Below are 16,103 nucleotides of genomic sequence, written 5' to 3' on the forward strand. Positions count from 1 at the left end.
ACTCGTTCATGACGCTTGCCGCCACATTGCCCACGTCCGCTGCCCAGCCTGAACTGGAGCAGATCTGGTTCACCCGCTGCCCGGTGCCCACGGCTTCCGGGATCGCCTACAAGCTGGGCTGGCTCAGCGAGGAGTTTGCCGCCGACGGCCTGCCGGTCGCGACCCTGCAGGAAGCCCGGCAACTGGGCCATCACCACTACGATCACCAGTTGCCCGGGCTGTTTCGCGAGGGCGGCAACGTGCCGGCCCTGGCCGCCCGCGCCGCCGGTTCCCCCAGCCGGCTGATCGGCCTGACCTGGATCGAGGAATGGCAAACCTTGCTGGTGCGCCCGGATTCCGGCATCAGCCGCCCCGAGCACCTCAAGGGCAAGCGCCTGGCGCTGCCGGCCTGGGGCGAAAACCGCCCGGGCAGCATCGCCCGGGCCATGAGCCTGCACGGCTACAAAGGCGCGTTGAGCCTGGCGGGCCTGGGTTTCGACGACGTGCAACTGGTGGAAGTGGCGCTGCAGGACCAGGAGCGTGCGGCGACGCCCCAGGAAGGTTTGCAGCGCCTGTGGTCGGGCCTGGACTACCTGGTGCGCGGCGAGGTGGACGCGGTCTACGTCAAGGGGGCTGCCGCCGCCGATGCCGCGCGGCGCCTGGGGCTGGTGGTGGGCATCGACCTGGACCTGGTCGCCGAGCCGCGCTACCGCATCAACAACGGCACGCCACGGCCGATCACCGTGCACCAGAGCCTCTTGGACAACCACTTCGACCTGGTGGTGCGCTTTCTCGCCCAGACCCTGCGCGCCGCCGACTGGGCGGCCCACAACCGGCCGGCCCTGAACGCCTTCCTGGAAGAGGAAACCCGGGCCGGCAGTGCCGGGGTGAATGAGGCCTACCGCGGCGATTTCCACACCACCCTGGCGCCCGACCTGTCGCCGCAGCGCCTGGAGTTTCTCGATATCCAGAAAAACTTCCTCTATCGCCATGGCTTCCTGGAACGGGATTTCGCCATTGCCGACTGGGTCGACCCACGTCCCTTGCACGCCGCCCATGAACTGCTGGCCCAGCGCCGCGCCTGAACCCGGAGAATCGCCATGACCGTATTGATCAACGAACAACCCATTACCCAGGAACTGCAGGCCTTCATCGATCAGGTGCTGCTGGAGGCCGAACAGGCGTTCACCGTGTTCCGCGAAACCCGGACCATCACCGCCAACGGCACCGTGGGCTTCATCGAGCGGGTACCGGGCCAGGAACTGCTGGTCTCGGTGAACTACGGCGGCCCGTGGAACTACCACAAGCCATTGCAGGCCACGGTCACCGACTTTGCCGGCAAGGTGATCCTGGGCCAGGGCAAGGGCGGCCTGGGACGCTATACCAAGCTGTTCCAGCAGCATGCCGACATCACCACCGTGTCCCACGTGCATTCGCCGTACCTGGGAGCCTGGGCCCAGACCCACCGCACGCTGCCGTTCCACTATGTGCCGGTGCAGCGCTACCAGCTGGCCCGGGAGCTGCCGGTGTACATCGACCGGCGCCAGCCCGAGGTGGACTTCATCCTCGACAGCATTGCCCAGAACCCCTTCAACCTGGCGATTCTCGAAGCCAACGGCGGCTCCACGGTATGGGGCAAGCAGGGCCTGCGGGCCACGGCGGAATTCATCCTGTTGCTGGAAGAGGGCGCGCAACTGCAACTGCTGGCCGACGCCCTGGGTGGCTCCCGCCCTTATGGCCCAGGCGTACTGACCCAGCAATGGAAGATGAGCGGCCTGTACGAGCGCGCCACGGAACTGGGCCTGGTGCCCGCCATCGACCGCCGCAGCTGACCTGCCGCCCCCCGGGCAGCGGCTATCGGAGCTGTTGTAGGAGCTGGCTTGCCAGCGAAAGCGCCCGCAAGGGCGATACAAGGCTTGAGGGCCTCTTCGCCGGCAAGCCGGCTCCTACGCGGTGGGGGTCGGCGGTGGGCGGGGCAGCGATGGCTGCACAGGCTTCAATCATTCAAGGAACAGCTACATGGCAGTCAAGATTCTCTGGTACCTCACCACCCCCGACGGCCCCTATCCCTGGGAGCCGGAAGGGCGCTGGAACACCGATTTCCAGCACCTCAAGCAACTGGCGGTGGCCAGCGATCGCCTGGGCTACTACGGTTCGCTGCTGGGTTCGAGCCCCAATGAAAGCCTGGCGGTCTCGGCGGCGCTGATCGATGCCACCCAGCGCTTGCGCTTTTTGGTGGCACAGCACCCGGGGGAGTTGTCGCCGGCGGTGCTGGCCAAATGGGCGCTGACCTTCGATCAGTTCTCCAACGGCCGCCTGCTGTTCAACGTGGTCAACGGCAGTGACGCCGGGCTGGCCACCCTGGGGGTGCACTATCCCCACGATGAGCGCTATGACTTCAGCCTGGAGTACTGGCGGGCGTTCCAGGGCTTCTATGCCGGGGACACCGACGGCTACGACGGCCGCTACGTCAAGCTGGCGCCGCGCTCGCCGGCCGCGGCCGGCCATCCCCTGGGCGGCTGGCACGCGCCGAGGCAACGCCCCGGCATCCCGCTGTGGGGCGCCGGCACCTCCGGCCCGGGAGTGGCCCATTCGGTGCAGTTGCTGGATGTGTACCTGAGCTTTGCCGACACGCCGCCGAAACTCGGCGAGAAATTCCGCAAGGTGGCCGCCGAGGCGGCGAAGATCGGCCGTGAGCTGAGCTTCGGTACGCGCCTGCAGATCATCGTCCGGGAAACCGAGGAGGAGGCCTGGGCCCACGCCGAGAAACTGCTGCAGCGCACCTCGCTGCAGACCGCCCGGGCTTCCATCGAACGCCAGTTGCCGCCGGGGGAAACCCTGGACAGCTTCCACAGCGACGACCCGCAGATCCAGCGCAATGTCGAGGCGATCCGCGCCGGCCGCCTGCCCAAGGCCCGGGACCTGGAGATCTACCCCAATGTCTGGCTCGGCCCGAGCCTGTTCGGTTTCAACATTCTCGGGCCCGCCGCCGGCACCTACCTGGTGGGCAGCGCGCGGCAAGTGGCCGAGCGCATTCGTGAATACGAAGAGCAGGGCACCTCGGCCTTCATCCTTTCGGGCTTTCCGCTGATCGACGAGGCCCACCGGGTGGCCGACCTGCTGTTCCCGCTGCTGGAGCTGGATCACGGTTTCGAGGTGCCGCGCCTGGGCGCCACGCTGGCGGCCAGGCAACCGGCCAAGGCCACCGAGCAGGCCTGAGGAGCGAGCGATGAGCGAGGCATTTTCCCGCCGGGTATTCCTCGGCCATTCCCTGGCCGCCGGTGGCGGCCTGTTGCTGGGCAGCAGCCTGCTCAGCGGCTGTGACAACGGTGCGGCGCCCGGTGCCGCACCGCTGCTGCCCGGCACCCCGGTGCGCGGCGGGCGCCTGCGGGTGGGGATCATCGATGGCGACCAGTCCGGCAATCTCGACGCCCACAAGCCGGTGGGCGGCGGGATCATTCGCGGCTGGGCGCTGTACAGCAAGTTCTGGGAATGGAACCCGGACGTCAGCACCCGGCTGGCCCTGGCGGAGTTCGCCGAGCCCAATGCCGACGCCAGCGTCTGGACCATCCGCATCAAGCCGGGGCTGGAGTTCCACCACGGCAAGAGCATCGGCGCCGACGACATGCTGTTTTCCATCCTGCGCCTGACCGACCCGCAACTGGCTTCGCCCTTTGCCGGGCTGGTGGGGGCCATCGATCGCCAGGCCCTGCGCAAGCTCGATCAGCGCACCATCGAAATACGCTTCAAACAGGGCCAGAGCTTCTTTCCCCTGGACGAAACCCTGATCAGCTTCGGTGCCATAGTGCCCACCGACTACCACCCGCAGACCAACCCGGTGGGCGCCGGCCCCTACCGGCTCAAGCGCTTCATTCCCGGCCAGCGCTCGCTGTACAGCCGTTTCGAGAACTACTACAAGCCCGGCCAGCCCTACGCCGACGAACTGGAGATCATCGAGTTCAAGGACCAGGTGTCGCGGGCGGCGGCGCTGCGGGCCGGGCAGATCGACGTGGCCAGCGGCGTACAGGCCGAGCACAGCGCGCTGCTCAAGGCCGATCCGCGGCTGCGCTTCTACGCCTCGCCGAGTACTTCTTTCACCGGCTTCAACCTCAATCTGGCCAAGGCGCCGTTCCAGGATGTGCGGGTGCGCCAGGCGTTCCGCCTGCTGGCCGACCGCCAGGAGCTGGTGGACCGTGGGCTCAATGGTTTCGGCCGAGTCGCCAATGACCTGTATTCGCCCCACGACCCCACCTACAACCACGGCATTGCCCAGCGGCCCCATGACCTGGAACAGGCCCGTTCGCTGTTGCGTCAGGCCGGGCAGAGCGACCTGCGGGTGGAGCTGACCACCACCCCGGGCCCGGGGGTGAACGCGGCGCTGGTGTTCGCCCAGCAGGCGAAGAGGGCCGGGGTCGAGGTCAAGGTGACCCAGGTTGACGCTTCGGTGTTCAACGGCCCCCAGCGCGAACAGTGGCTGCTGTCGCCCGGGGCCACGCCGGCCCGGGGCTTTCTTGCCTCGGCGCTGCACAACGACGCCCCCCAGGCCATCTACAACCGCAGCAACTTTCACGACCCGCGATTCACCCAGCTATACCAGCAGGCCCTGGCCCAGCCCGATCTGCAACTGCGCCGGCAATGGGTGCACGAAGCCCAGGCCATCCAGCACCAGCGCGGCGGGCTGCTGATCTGGGGCTTCAACGATGTGCTGGACGCGGCCTCGGTGCGGGTTGGCGGGCTGGTGCCGGAACAGACGACCTTCGCCTCCTGGCGCTTTGACGAAATGTGGTTGAACCATGCCTGACACCTGCCGCAACACGCCCCGTACCCCGGCCTGGCTGTCCTGGTTCGTCGGCCGCCTGGGCTACGGCCTGCTCACGGCCTGGGTCATCAGCCTGGTGGTGTTCATCGCCACCCAGGCGCTGCCCTCGGACCCGGCGCGGGTGATCCTTGGCCCCGACGCGCCCCTGGAAAGCATCCTCACCCTGCAACGGCAACTGGGGCTGGACCGGCCACTGCTCGAGCAATACCTGCACTGGCTGGGCCAGACGCTGGAAGGCGATCTGGGGCAGTCCCTGGATTCCAGCGCGCCTGTGGCCGACGTCCTCTTCGCGCGCCTGGGCTACACCCTGGCGTTGCTGGCCGGGGTCATCGCGCTGGTGGTGCCCGCGGCGCTGCTGCTGGGGGTGACCCTGGCCCTGCGTCGTGACAGCCGCCTGGACCGCTGGAGCCTGTCGTTGCTGATCTTCCTCAAGGCTACCCCGGGTTTTCTCCTGGCCATTGGCCTGGTGCTGCTGTTTTCCATGCCCCACATGGACCTGCTGCCGGCGGTGTCGATCCTCGACCCCCAGCTGGCACTGTGGCGCCAGCTGCAATTCCTGGTACTGCCGGTGCTGGCCTTGAGCCTGTCGGCCTTGCCCTACCTGACGCGCATGGTGCGCGCGGCAATGATCGAGGCCCTGGAATCGGACTACGTGATCGCCGCGAGGCTGCGGGGCATCCCTGAGTGGCGCATCGTCTGGCGCCACACCCTGGCCAATGCCCTGGTGCCGGCGGTGCAGGGGCTGGCCCTGACCCTGCGCACCCTGATCGGCGGGGCCCTGCTGGCGGAAGTGGTGTTCAGCTATCCGGGGATCGGCACCGCCCTCAACTCGGCGATCCAGATGCGCGATCTGCCGATGATCCAGGCCATCGTGCTGGTGATCACCCTGGGGGTGGTGCTGATCAACCTGTTGGCAGACCTGGCCACGGTGCTGCTGACCCCCAAGTTGCGTACGGCGCGGCGGGCCGGCCTGATCCGCCGCAACCGACGAGGCCTCCAGCCCTGGTGGCGCCGCTCGGCGCCCAAGGCTCCCTGAACCTGCGGCATGAGAACCTATCCATGAACGACTTACGCATTTCCCGCTGGCGCCTGTGGCTGGGCGAACCGCAAACCCGCAAGGGTGCATTCATCACCTTGCTGGTGGTCCTGCTGGCGCTGTTCGGGCCCTGGCTGGCGCCCCATGGCAGCACCGACATGCTGGGCCCGGTGTACGGCGCGCCCGCTGCCGGCGCCTGGCTCGGCCATGACTTTCTTGGCCACGACGTGCTTTCGCGGTTGCTCAGCGGGGGCCTGTCGGTGTTGTGGATGTCCCTGGCGGCGGCCTCCATCGCCCTGCTGGTGGGCAGCGCCCTGGGGTTGTTGGCCGGCCTTTCGCGGCGCCGGCTGGACACGTTGATCAGTTGGCTGGCAGATGTTTCCCTGGCCTTTCCCGACCTGATCCTGGTGCTGCTGATCGTTTCGATGCTGGGGCGCGCGCCTTGGTTGATCGTGCTCACCGTGGCCATCGCCTTCACCCCCGGGGTGGTGCGCCTGGCCCGGGGCAGCGCGGTGGCGGTGGCGGGGCAGGAGTTCGTCGAGGCGGCGCAGATGATGGGCTATTCGCGCTGGCGGATCCTCTCTGGGGAAATCCTGCCGAACATCCTCACGCCGCTGCTGGTGCACTTCGGCAACATGCTGACCTGGGGCGTGGGCATGCTGTCGGGGCTGGGTTTCCTCGGCTATGGGGTGGCGCCGCCGGCCGCCGACTGGGGGCTGATGATCAACGAGAACCAGGCCGGGCTGCTGGTCCAGCCCTGGGCGGTGCTGGCCCCGGCGCTGCTGATCGGGGTGTTCGCCTACGGCACCAACATCCTCGCCGAGGGCATCGGCCGCAGTCAGGCGCGGATCGGGGAGAAAGGCCCATGAACGCCGTGGTGGAAGTGACCCGAGAGGCCCGGGTGCTGCAGGTTGAGGGGTTGCGGGTGGAACTGGCGGGTGGCGTGGAGGTGTTGTCCGGGGTCGGCTTCAGCCTGGCCGCGGGGGAAATTCTTGGCCTGGTGGGGGAGTCGGGCTCGGGCAAGACCACCCTGGCCACGGCCCTGCTGGCCCATGCCCGGCGGGGCGCGCGGATTGTCGAAGGGCGGGTCGAGGTGGCCGGGCAGTCGTTGCTGGACCTCTCGGCGCAGGACCTGCGCCGGGCCCGGGGCGGCCTGATCGGCTATGTGGCCCAGGACCCGGCCACCGCCCTGAACCCGGCGCTGCGCATTGCCGACCTGCTGGAGGAAACCCTGGCGGTGCATCCATCGCACCTGGACCGCCAGGGGCGGCAGCAGCGGATCCGCGACACCCTCAAGGATGTGGGCTTGCCGGCGGATCGCGAGTTCCTGCGGCGCTTTCCCCATCAGCTGTCCGGCGGCCAGCAGCAGCGGGTGATGCTGGCCCTGGCCTTTGTCCTGCGGCCCCGGCTGATCGTGCTCGATGAGCCCACCACGGCCCTGGATGTGACCACCCAGGCGCACATCCTCGGCACCTTGCGCCACCTGTGCAAAAGCCTGGGTGTGGCGGCGATCTATGTGTCCCACGACCTGGCCGTGATCAAGGACCTGGTGGACCGGGTGCTGGTGATGTACGCCGGGCGGATCGTCGAAAGCGCCTCCCGCGAGGCGCTGTTTCGCCAGCCGGCCCACCCCTATACCCGGGGCCTGCTGGCGGCGATTCCCGATGTCGGCCAGCGCCGGCCCCTGCTGGCGATACCTGGGCAGGCCCCGGCGCCGGGGCAGCGGCCGGCGGGGTGTGCCTTCGCGCCCCGGTGCCCGCGCCAGCGTGCCCAATGCACAGCGGGCGAGCCGTTGCTGCAAGGGCTTGCAGCTGATGTCCAGGTGGCCTGTATCGACCCTTATCGGCAGGCGTTGCCCATGCCGGCGCCCGTGGTGGCGGTGCAGGCGGCTGTGTCCGGCAGCGAACGACGGCCGCTGCTGGAGGTCCAGGGCCTGAACCTGGCCTATGACCGCCAGGTGCTGTTCGACGTCAGCCTGCAAGTGGTGGCGGGGGAGTGCCTGGCGCTGGTGGGCGAGTCCGGCTCCGGCAAGACCAGCCTGGCCCGGGCCCTGGCCGGGCTTGGCGAGCACGCCGAAGGCCGGGTGCGGTATGCCGGCCAGCCTCTGAGCCTGTCTGCCCGGCAGCGGAGCAAAGGGCTGCGGCACCAGATCCAGTACATTTTCCAGAACCCCTATCGGGCGCTGAACCCGCGGCACACCCTGTACCAGACCCTGAGCGCACCCCTGGAGCACTTTTTCGGCATCCGGGGGGCCGAGGCCAGGGCGCGGGTCCATGCGGTGCTGCAACGGGTGTCGCTGTCGCCGGCCCTGGCGGACCACTATCCCCACAGCCTGTCCGGGGGCGAACGACAGCGGGTGGCGATTGCCCGGGCCCTGGTGTGCGAACCCAAACTGCTGATCTGCGATGAAGTCACCTCGGCCCTGGACGTCTCGGTACAGGCCTCGATCCTCGCGCTCCTGCGCCAGTTGCAAGACGAAGGCCTGACCCTGCTGTTCGTCACCCATGACCTGGGCGTGGTACGGGCCATTGCCGACCGGGTGCTGGTGCTCAAGCAGGGACGGGTGGTGGAGCAGGGCGCAGTGGACGCCGTGCTGGACCGACCCGAGCACATCTACACCCGGACCCTGCTGGAGAATTCGCCACGGCTTGGGTGACATCTTCAGAAACCCTTGCACCGCCTTCGCTGGCAAGCCAGCTCCTGCAGGGGCTGGGGTGGTGGGGCATTTGCCGGTGGACTGTGCTGCGCCGGCCCTGGCGTGCGTCTAGCTGCCATAGCCCCGCAGTCGTATCGGTAATGAGCCAGAACATGCAAGACCTGTTGAACCAGATTCTCGATGAAGTCCGCCCCCTGATCGGCCAAGGCCAGGTGGCCAATTACATTCCGGCCCTGGCGGATGTGCCGGCCAATCAGTTGGGCATTGCCGTGTATGGCAACGACGGCCAGGTGTTCAGCGCCGGTGACGCCGATACGCCGTTCTCGGTGCAGAGCATTTCCAAGGTCTTCAGCCTGGTGCAGGCCATCGGTCATTCCGGCGAGGCGATCTGGGAGCGCCTGGGCCACGAGCCCTCGGGGCAGCCGTTCAATTCCCTGGTGCAACTGGAATTCGAGCGTGGCCGGCCGCGCAACCCCTTCATCAATGCCGGGGCCCTGGTGATCTGCGACATCAACCAGTCGCGCTTTGCCGCGCCGGCCTTGTCCATGCGCGACTTTGTCCGGCGCCTGTCGGGCAACCTGCAGGTGATGGTGGACGGTCGGGTGGCCGAGTCGGAGTACCAGCACCGCGCCCGCAACGCGGCCATGGCCTACCTGATGCAGTCCTTCGGCAACTTTCACAATGATGTGGAGGCGGTGCTGCGCAGTTACTTCAGCCACTGCGCCTTGCGCATGAGCTGCGTGGATCTGGCCCGGGCCTTCTGCTTCCTGGCCAACGACGGCTTCTGCAAGCACAGCGGGGAGCAGATTCTCACCCGGCGCCAGACCCAGCAGGTCAACTCGATCATGGCCACCAGCGGCCTGTACGACGAGGCCGGCAACTTCGCCTATCGGGTCGGCCTGCCGGGCAAGAGCGGGGTGGGCGGGGGAATTGTGGCGGTGGTGCCGGGGCAGTTCACGGTCTGCGTCTGGTCGCCGGAGCTCAACAGCGCCGGCAACTCGCTGGTGGGCATGGCGGCCCTGGAACTGCTCAGCCAGCGTATCGGCTGGTCGGTGTTCTAGTTACCAGGCGCCGGGGTTGCTCAGGCTGAGCTGCCCGCGATCGATGAAGCGCTGGGTGCCGAACAGCCCGCCGGCAAGCTTGCCGCGCAGCACGTAGGGCAGGTTGTCCAGGCTCTGGGTCTGGCTCAGGCCCAGGGTCTGGCGCAGCACCGAGAAGGCCGAGACGCTGACCGGGATCACCAGGATGTCTTCCGAGTAGCGGCCGATATGCCCCTGCTGGTCGCTGACCCCGGAGGCCAGGGGGCGGCCGTTGACTTCCAGGTCCAGGGCCACGCCGTTGTAGTCGATGGGGCTTTCGTTGGGGTTCTGCAGACGCAGTTTCACCGCGAAACGCATTTCCAGATCCTGGCTCGGCAGTGGCTCGATGCCCACCACATTGATCGCCAGTGGATCGCGATTGGGCAACAGCGCACAAGCGCTCAGGCTGAGCAGTACCAGGGTCAAGGCGATCAATCTACGCATGGAATACCTGTCGGCAATGGAAATGAATGGCTGGCCGGCACCTTGTAGCCGCTGCCGACCCGCGAGGCTGCGACAAGGCCAGCAGGGCCTTGCCTGGCAAACCCCCGGCCAGCCTTCCACGGCCGAGGGCCCATCACCAGCGCTCGCAGCATAGACGCCTGCGAGCCTCAGGAGTTCGCTTTGCCGCTCATGTCCGGGTCTTGCATGACCTTGAGGGTCGCCGCTTCCGGATCGAACTCGTCTTCTTCCAGCTCAAGGAATTCCTCCGGCAGGAAGATGTTCAGGAAGATCGCGCAGAAGGCGCCCACGGTAATCGGCGACTCGAAGATGTTGTGCAGCGCCTTGGGCAGCTCGCGCAGCACTTCCGGCACCGCCGCCACGCCCAGGCCCATGCCCAGGGAGATGGCCACGATCAGCACGTTGCGCCGGTGCAGCCCGGCCTCGGCGAGGATCTTGATCCCGGCCACGGCCACGGTACCGAACATGATCAGGGTGGCGCCGCCCAGTACCGGCTTGGGCATCAGTTGCAGCACCGCGCCGATCACCGGGAACAGGCCCAGCAGCACCAGCAGCCCGGCAATGAAGTAGGCCACGTAGCGGCTGGCCACGCCGGTCAGTTGGATGACCCCATTGTTCTGGGCAAAGGTGACCATCGGCAGGCTGTTGAACACCGCTGCCACCGCCGAGTTGAAACCGTCCGCCAGCAGCCCGGACTTGATGCGCTTGATGTACAGCGGGCCTTTCACCGGCTGCTGGGAAATCATCGAATTGGCGGTCAGGTCGCCGGCTGCTTCCAGGGGGGAAATCAGGAAGATCACCGCCAGGGGAATGAAGGCGATCAGGTCGAAGGAGAAACCGTACTTGAACGGCACCGGCACGCTCACCAGGGGCACCTCGGGCATGGCCGCCATGTCCACCCGGCCGAGCATCCAGGCCACCACGAAACCCAGGGTCAGGCCGATGACGATGGAGCCCAGGCGCAGCATCGGGTGGTTGAAGCGGTTGAGTACCACGATGGTCAGCAGCACCAGCGCCGCCAGCCCCAGGTTGCTCGCCGCGCCCAGGTCACTGGCACCGTAGCCGCCGGCCATGTCGGTGACCGCCACCTTGATCAGCGACAGGCCCATCAGGGTGATGATGGTGCCGGTCACCACCGGGGTGATCAGCTTGCGCAACTTGCCGATGAACTGGCTGAGGAACATCTCGATAAAGGCTGCGACAAAGCAGATGCCGAAGATGGTGGAGAGGATTTCGTTGGTGTCGCCACCCCGGCCCTTGACCATGAAGCCGGCACTGAGCAGCACGCTGATAAAGGAAAAGCTGGTGCCTTGCACGCACAGCAGGCCGGAACCGATGGGCCCCAGGCGCCGGGCCTGGACGAAGGTGCCCAGGCCGGAGACGAACAGCGCCATGCTGATCAGGTACGGCAGCTCGCTTTCCAGCCCCAGGACCCCGCCGAAGATCAGGGTCGGGCTGATGATGCCGACGAAACTGGCCAGCACATGCTGCAGGGCGGCGAAGATCGCCGCGCTGAAATGCGGACGGTCGTTGAGGCCATAGATCAGGTCTGACTTGTAGCGGGGAGGGGAGCGGTCGGGTGCGGTCATGGGAAAAGGCCTGCCAGTGACGTGTGAAAACTACGGGGGCACACGTCGGAAAGTGGACGGGACTTGGGCCGCAACGCCATGTCATGGACAAGACGTGCGCACCCGGTCAGAAAAAAGGAGGCGCAGGATGCCAGAAAGGCGCCGCAGCCAGAAGGGCAAACAGGCGGAAAAAGCCAAGTTGGAAAGGATACGAAAGATACTGTTTCTCATTTGCCTTTATGGAATAATCCGCCTCCCCGATCTGCGGACCGCCCCCCGATGCTGCCGACCCCCAGCCTGCTGCGCAGCTTTCAAGAGCATTACGACGACCTGCTGAAGTTTCTCACCCGGCGCATGAGCGATCGCCAACGGGCGGCGGACGTGGCCCAGGAGACCTACCTCAAGTTGCTCAAGGTCGATCCGCAGACGGTAGAGGTGCACAACGACCGCGGTTTCATTTTCCGTGTGGCCGGCAACCTGGCCATCGACACCCTGCGCCGCGAGCAGCGCCTGGCGGCCAACCTCAGCGACGGCCAGGAGCACACCGAAGCGGTGGACCCGGCCCCGGCACCGGAAGCCGTGCTGCTGGCCAAGGAGCGCCTGGCGGTGCTCGACGAGGCCCTGGCGCAACTCTCGGACAACGCCCGCCAGGCCTTGCTGCTCAATCGCCTGGAAGGCCTGACCCAGGCACAGATCGCATTGCGCCTGGGCGTTTCCGAAAGCATGGTGGCAAAATACATCGGCCAGGCCCTGCGCCATTGTCGCGACTGGCTGAAAGTCCACCATGAATGATTCCTTCTTGCCTGCCGCCGATGCCATGACCGACCACCCCGAAAGCCTCGAAGACGCCGCCATCGACTGGCTGGTGCTGCTGCACTCCGGCAACGCCACGCCGGCCCAGCGCATGGCCTTCCAGCAATGGCGCCAGCGCAGCCCGGCCCATGCCGCAGCGGCCGCCGAGGCCCAGCAACTGTGGGGGGACCTGGGGCAGACCGAGACCGCGCGGCAACACCAGGCGCCGCCCGTCATGGTGCGCCGGCCACGGCGCTTCTGGCCGGCGCTGGCTGCTTCGCTGCTGCTGGCGCTGGGGGCTGGCCTGGGCTGGCAGCAGTGGCCGGCCTTGACCTCGGACTACCACACCGGGGTCGGCCAGCAACAGAGCATCACCCTGGCGGACGGCTCGCGGGTCACCCTCAACAGCGCCAGTGCGCTGTCGGTGGCCTACTCGGCGGATGAGCGCCGGGTGATCCTGCGCAGCGGCGAAGCACTGTTCGAACCGCTGGCCGACCCGCAGCGGCCTTTCGTGGTCCAGGCCCAGGCCCAGCAACTGCAAAGCGCTGCCAGTGCCTTCAGCGTGCGCCGCGACGGCCACCAACTGACGGTGGTGGTGCGCGAAGGGCAGGTGCAGTTCAGCGGTGACCACGCACCAGTGCTGCTCCAGGCCGACCAGCGCCTGCAATACCAGCCCGGCCAGCCGCTGCTGGCCCAGCAGACCGTGGACGCCGCCAGCCTGACCGCCTGGCAGCGCGGCAAGCTGATCTTCAACGGCCGCCCGCTGGGGGAGGTGATAGGTGAACTGGAGCGCTACCAGCACGGGCGCATCCTGATTTCCGACGGTCAGTTGGCGGCCCTGGCCATCAGCGGCGTGTTCGACCTGCATGATCCGCAAGGCTCGCTCAAGGCCCTGCAGCAGCGCTACCCGCTGCACGTCACCTATCTGCCATGGCTGGCGGTCCTGCACTGAGTCGAATTTTTTTTGCCTGGGCACTGCAAGTTCCCCTGGGGGAAATCGTCGTAGTGAGACTGAGAAGACAATCATTCTCATTGACGTCATTTCAACCGGCTGGGAAGGAACACGTGAAAGCAATGTTCAAGCTGTCGACACTGGGGCGCGGTCACCACATCATGCGCCGCACATTACTGGCCCAGGCCCTGTTCGCCGGGGCCTTGAGCCCGGTCCTGGCCCAGGCCCAGGAGGCCGCCACGGTCAGCCAGGCCGGCAGCGCCCAGGAGCGCCGGGTCTCGTTGAACCTGCCGGCCCAGCCCCTGGACCAGGCGCTGACCCGCTTCGCCGATCAGGCCGACCTGCGCCTGCTGTACACCACCAGCGATGTTGAGGGCCTGCAATCCACCGCCCTCAACGGCGAGGTCACGGTGGCCCAGGCCCTGCAAAGCCTGCTGGCCGGCAGTGGCATGAGCTGGTCGTTCAGCGACGGGCACACGGTGATCCTGCGTCGGGCTGGCGTGCCGGCCGCCAGCCTCAACCTCAAGCCGACCCAGGTCACCGTGGCGTCACGCACCAGCGCCGCCATCAGCGAGATTCCCGGCACCGTGTGGGTGGTGGAGCAGAGCCAGCTGCGCGAGCAGTTGAGCACCGGGGTCAGCCTAAAGGAAGCCATCGGCAAGCTGGTACCGGGCCTCGACCTGGCCCCGGAAGGGCGCACCAACTACGGCCAGAACATGCGCGGGCGCAACGTGCTGGTGATGATCGACGGGGTCAGCCAGAACAGCTCCCGGGGCCTGTCCCGGCAGTTCGACAGCATCTCGCCGTTCAACGTCGAGCGGGTCGAAGTGCTGTCCGGGGCCAGCGCCATCTACGGCGGCGGCGCCACCGGCGGCATCATCAATATCGTCACCAAGAAAGGCGAACCGGGCCCGGCGCGCTTCGAGACCCAGCTGGGGGCCAGCAGCGGCTTCAACAACAGTGACGACCTGACGACCCGCATCGCCCAGTCGGTGAGTGGCGGCAACGAAGCCATCAGCGGCCGGCTGGCGGTGGCGGGGGAGCAGAACCAGGCGTTCTATGACGGTGCCGGCAAGCAGATCTTCATCGACAACACCCAGACCGACCTGCAGTACAACCGTACCCTGGACCTGATGGGCAGCCTGGCCCTGCAGTTCAACGAAGAGCAGAGCCTGGACCTGCTGGCCCAGTACTACGACTCCGGCAACCATGGCAGCACCGGGATCTACTTCCCCAACCTCAAGTACAAGGCGCCGTCCAACCTGGAAGACGCCGAGCTGCGCGGCGGCTATTCCACCGACCTGGAACCGCGTACCAAGCGCCTGCTGCTCAACGCCAACTACCACCACAGCGACGTGCTGGGCCAGGATTTCTACCTGCAGGCCTCGTACCGCAAGGAAGACGACAACTTCTTCCCGTTCCCCTACTACAACAGCGGCAGCCCCGCAGGCTCCAAGGGTGTGTACTTCGCCGCGTCCCAGCAGAATTTCGAAGTCACCAGCCTCAAGGCGCTGTTCGCCAAGGAGTTCGAGGCGTTCAAGCTGACCTACGGCGTGGACCTGGACCGCGAGCGTTTCAATGCCCAGCAGAGCACCTTCGACCAGGGCATCTCCTCGGGCAGCGGCGGCCTCGACCTGGTGACCCAGAGCAAGGCGCCGCGCTATCCCAGCTACCGGGTCGACGGCCTGTCCGGCTATGCCCAGCTGGACTGGCACGCCACCGACAACCTGACGGTATCCGGCGGCTACCGGCGCCAGCAGATGGACGTGGACGTGGGCCAGTTCAAGAACGTACCCGGCGGCAGCAACGACTATGCGGTCAACCTCTACAACCTGGGCACCATCTACGACTTCAAGAACGGCCACCAGCTGTGGGTCAACTACGGCGAGGGCTTCGATCTGCCGGACCCGGCCAAGTTCTACGGCAAGCCGGGCCTGAGCGTGGACGACAACCCCCTGGCCGGGATCAAGAGCCGCCAGGTGGAGACCGGCTGGCGCTTCTCCGATAGCGACTGGGATGCCCAGGCGGCGCTGTACTACATCTGGTCGGACAAGGTGATCACCACCGACCAGGCCACCCTGACCATCGACGTCAAGGACCAGAAAAGCCGCGACTACGGTTTTGAAAGCGCCCTGACCCGGCACTTCCAGAACGGCTGGGAGCTGGGCGGCACCCTGCATGCCGTGCGCTCCGAGGAGGAGAACAAGAACGGCGGCTGGAGCAAGCGTGACGCCCGTTATGCCTCGCTGTCGAAACTCACCGCCTTCGTCGGCTGGAAGGACGACAGCAGCAGCGTGCGCCTGCAGGGCAACCACGCCTTCACCCTCAAGGACGACGCGGTCAAGCAGATCGACGCCACCCACAGCGTGGATGCGCCCAACACCATCGACGGCTACACCACCTTCGACCTGCTGGGCAGCCACGACACCGAGTTCGGCACCTTCAGCGGCGGCATCCAGAACCTGCTGGACAAGCAGTACAGCACCGTCTGGGGCCAGCGCGCCAAGCTGTTCTACTCGCCGACCTACGGCCCGGACTACCTCTACGACTACCAGGGCCGGGGCCGCACCTACACCCTGACCTGGACCATGGCCTACTGACGCCCCGGGGGCTCTTGCGGCCCCTGTAGCCGCTGCCGAGCCCCACCGAGGCTGCGCAAAGGCCCGCAGGGCCTTGCTTGGCACCCCCCAGCCGAACCCTGCGGCGCAGTGCCTTCGCCGCCTGCGCCAGCGGCTACAGGACCCTGGCAGAACCATGCCT

The 16,103-nt window shown here is 67.0% G+C and carries 12 protein-coding genes and 1 pseudogene; 11 read left to right on the plus strand and 2 right to left on the minus strand.

Annotation, left to right across the window (positions count from 1 at the left end; translation table 11 throughout):
• Nucleotides 1-8 precede the first annotated feature (8 nt).
• From AC1RL5_RS03415 to glsB, 8 genes are all read left to right on the plus strand, one after another.
• Entirely contained in the window at nucleotides 9-1,064 is a 1,056-nt protein-coding gene (locus tag AC1RL5_RS03415) for an ABC transporter substrate-binding protein (RefSeq protein WP_072450254.1), read from the plus strand.
• A 15-nt stretch (nucleotides 1,065-1,079) separates the two neighbouring features.
• A complete protein-coding gene (locus AC1RL5_RS03420) occupies nucleotides 1,080-1,811 on the plus strand; it encodes a class II aldolase/adducin family protein (RefSeq protein ID WP_103407265.1) in 732 nt (243 codons plus the stop codon).
• Between the two features lie 187 nt (nucleotides 1,812-1,998).
• On the plus strand, nucleotides 1,999-3,198 hold the full coding sequence (locus tag AC1RL5_RS03425) for an LLM class flavin-dependent oxidoreductase (RefSeq protein WP_011061451.1): 1,200 nt from the start codon (nucleotides 1,999-2,001) through the stop codon (nucleotides 3,196-3,198).
• A gap of 10 nt (nucleotides 3,199-3,208) precedes the next feature.
• Nucleotides 3,209-4,780 carry an ABC transporter substrate-binding protein gene (locus AC1RL5_RS03430; RefSeq protein WP_072450256.1) on the plus strand — a complete coding sequence of 524 codons (1,572 nt, stop codon included), beginning with the start codon at nucleotides 3,209-3,211 and terminating at the stop codon, nucleotides 4,778-4,780.
• The gene (locus AC1RL5_RS03435) at nucleotides 4,773-5,834 is read left to right on the plus strand and encodes an ABC transporter permease (protein ID WP_015635723.1); all 1,062 of its coding nucleotides are present in this window, start codon (nucleotides 4,773-4,775) and stop codon (nucleotides 5,832-5,834) included. The genes AC1RL5_RS03430 and AC1RL5_RS03435 overlap by 8 nt, the downstream gene beginning before the upstream one ends.
• 23 nt (nucleotides 5,835-5,857) lie before the next feature.
• Nucleotides 5,858-6,703, plus strand: a complete 846-nt coding sequence (locus tag AC1RL5_RS03440; protein ID WP_072450258.1) for an ABC transporter permease — start codon at nucleotides 5,858-5,860, stop codon at nucleotides 6,701-6,703.
• Nucleotides 6,700-8,490: a dipeptide ABC transporter ATP-binding protein gene (locus AC1RL5_RS03445; RefSeq protein WP_072450259.1), complete on the plus strand. Its 1,791-nt coding sequence runs from the start codon at nucleotides 6,700-6,702 to the stop codon at nucleotides 8,488-8,490. Before AC1RL5_RS03440 ends, AC1RL5_RS03445 begins: the two co-directional genes overlap by 4 nt.
• A gap of 152 nt (nucleotides 8,491-8,642) precedes the next feature.
• A complete protein-coding gene (gene glsB / locus AC1RL5_RS03450) occupies nucleotides 8,643-9,551 on the plus strand; it encodes a glutaminase B (RefSeq protein ID WP_011061446.1) in 909 nt (302 codons plus the stop codon).
• Here glsB and AC1RL5_RS03455 read toward each other — a convergent pair whose 3' ends face one another.
• Together AC1RL5_RS03455 and AC1RL5_RS03460 are read right to left on the minus strand one after the other, a co-directional pair.
• Complete coding sequence (locus AC1RL5_RS03455; protein WP_011061445.1) at nucleotides 9,552-10,013, minus strand: LEA/WHy family protein; 462 nt, start codon at nucleotides 10,011-10,013, stop codon at nucleotides 9,552-9,554.
• A 167-nt stretch (nucleotides 10,014-10,180) separates the two neighbouring features.
• The gene (locus AC1RL5_RS03460) at nucleotides 10,181-11,620 is read right to left on the minus strand and encodes a nucleobase:cation symporter-2 family protein (RefSeq protein ID WP_011061444.1); all 1,440 of its coding nucleotides are present in this window, start codon (nucleotides 11,618-11,620) and stop codon (nucleotides 10,181-10,183) included.
• Nucleotides 11,621-11,878: 258 nt separating this feature from the next.
• On the opposite strand from AC1RL5_RS03460, the pseudogene AC1RL5_RS03465 reads away from it, so the two are divergent.
• The 3 genes and pseudogenes from AC1RL5_RS03465 to AC1RL5_RS03475 form a co-directional block, all read left to right on the plus strand.
• Nucleotides 11,879-12,376, plus strand: a pseudogene (locus AC1RL5_RS03465) (RNA polymerase sigma factor); the annotation flags it as partial.
• A 7-nt stretch (nucleotides 12,377-12,383) separates the two neighbouring features.
• The gene (locus AC1RL5_RS03470; protein WP_041118335.1) at nucleotides 12,384-13,343 is read left to right on the plus strand and encodes a FecR family protein; all 960 of its coding nucleotides are present in this window, start codon (nucleotides 12,384-12,386) and stop codon (nucleotides 13,341-13,343) included.
• A 122-nt stretch (nucleotides 13,344-13,465) separates the two neighbouring features.
• The gene (locus AC1RL5_RS03475; protein ID WP_015635717.1) at nucleotides 13,466-15,943 is read left to right on the plus strand and encodes a TonB-dependent receptor; all 2,478 of its coding nucleotides are present in this window, start codon (nucleotides 13,466-13,468) and stop codon (nucleotides 15,941-15,943) included.
• The last annotated feature ends 160 nt before the right edge of the window (nucleotides 15,944-16,103 follow it).

Source organism: Pseudomonas sp. GW822-FHT06D10 (assembly GCF_058799535.1).

Coding starts and splice junctions, on each gene's coding strand:
- AC1RL5_RS03460 (WP_011061444.1), bottom strand. CDS start 11,620: ATGACCGCACCCGACCGCTCCCCTCCCCGCTACAAGTCAGACCTGATC.
- AC1RL5_RS03440 (WP_072450258.1), top strand. CDS start 5,858: ATGAACGACTTACGCATTTCCCGCTGGCGCCTGTGGCTGGGCGAACCG.
- AC1RL5_RS03420 (WP_103407265.1), top strand. CDS start 1,080: ATGACCGTATTGATCAACGAACAACCCATTACCCAGGAACTGCAGGCC.
- AC1RL5_RS03430 (WP_072450256.1), top strand. CDS start 3,209: ATGAGCGAGGCATTTTCCCGCCGGGTATTCCTCGGCCATTCCCTGGCC.
- AC1RL5_RS03455 (WP_011061445.1), bottom strand. CDS start 10,013: ATGCGTAGATTGATCGCCTTGACCCTGGTACTGCTCAGCCTGAGCGCT.
- AC1RL5_RS03435 (WP_015635723.1), top strand. CDS start 4,773: ATGCCTGACACCTGCCGCAACACGCCCCGTACCCCGGCCTGGCTGTCC.
- AC1RL5_RS03470 (WP_041118335.1), top strand. CDS start 12,384: ATGAATGATTCCTTCTTGCCTGCCGCCGATGCCATGACCGACCACCCC.
- AC1RL5_RS03445 (WP_072450259.1), top strand. CDS start 6,700: ATGAACGCCGTGGTGGAAGTGACCCGAGAGGCCCGGGTGCTGCAGGTT.
- AC1RL5_RS03415 (WP_072450254.1), top strand. CDS start 9: ATGACGCTTGCCGCCACATTGCCCACGTCCGCTGCCCAGCCTGAACTG.
- glsB (WP_011061446.1), top strand. CDS start 8,643: ATGCAAGACCTGTTGAACCAGATTCTCGATGAAGTCCGCCCCCTGATC.
- AC1RL5_RS03425 (WP_011061451.1), top strand. CDS start 1,999: ATGGCAGTCAAGATTCTCTGGTACCTCACCACCCCCGACGGCCCCTAT.
- AC1RL5_RS03475 (WP_015635717.1), top strand. CDS start 13,466: ATGTTCAAGCTGTCGACACTGGGGCGCGGTCACCACATCATGCGCCGC.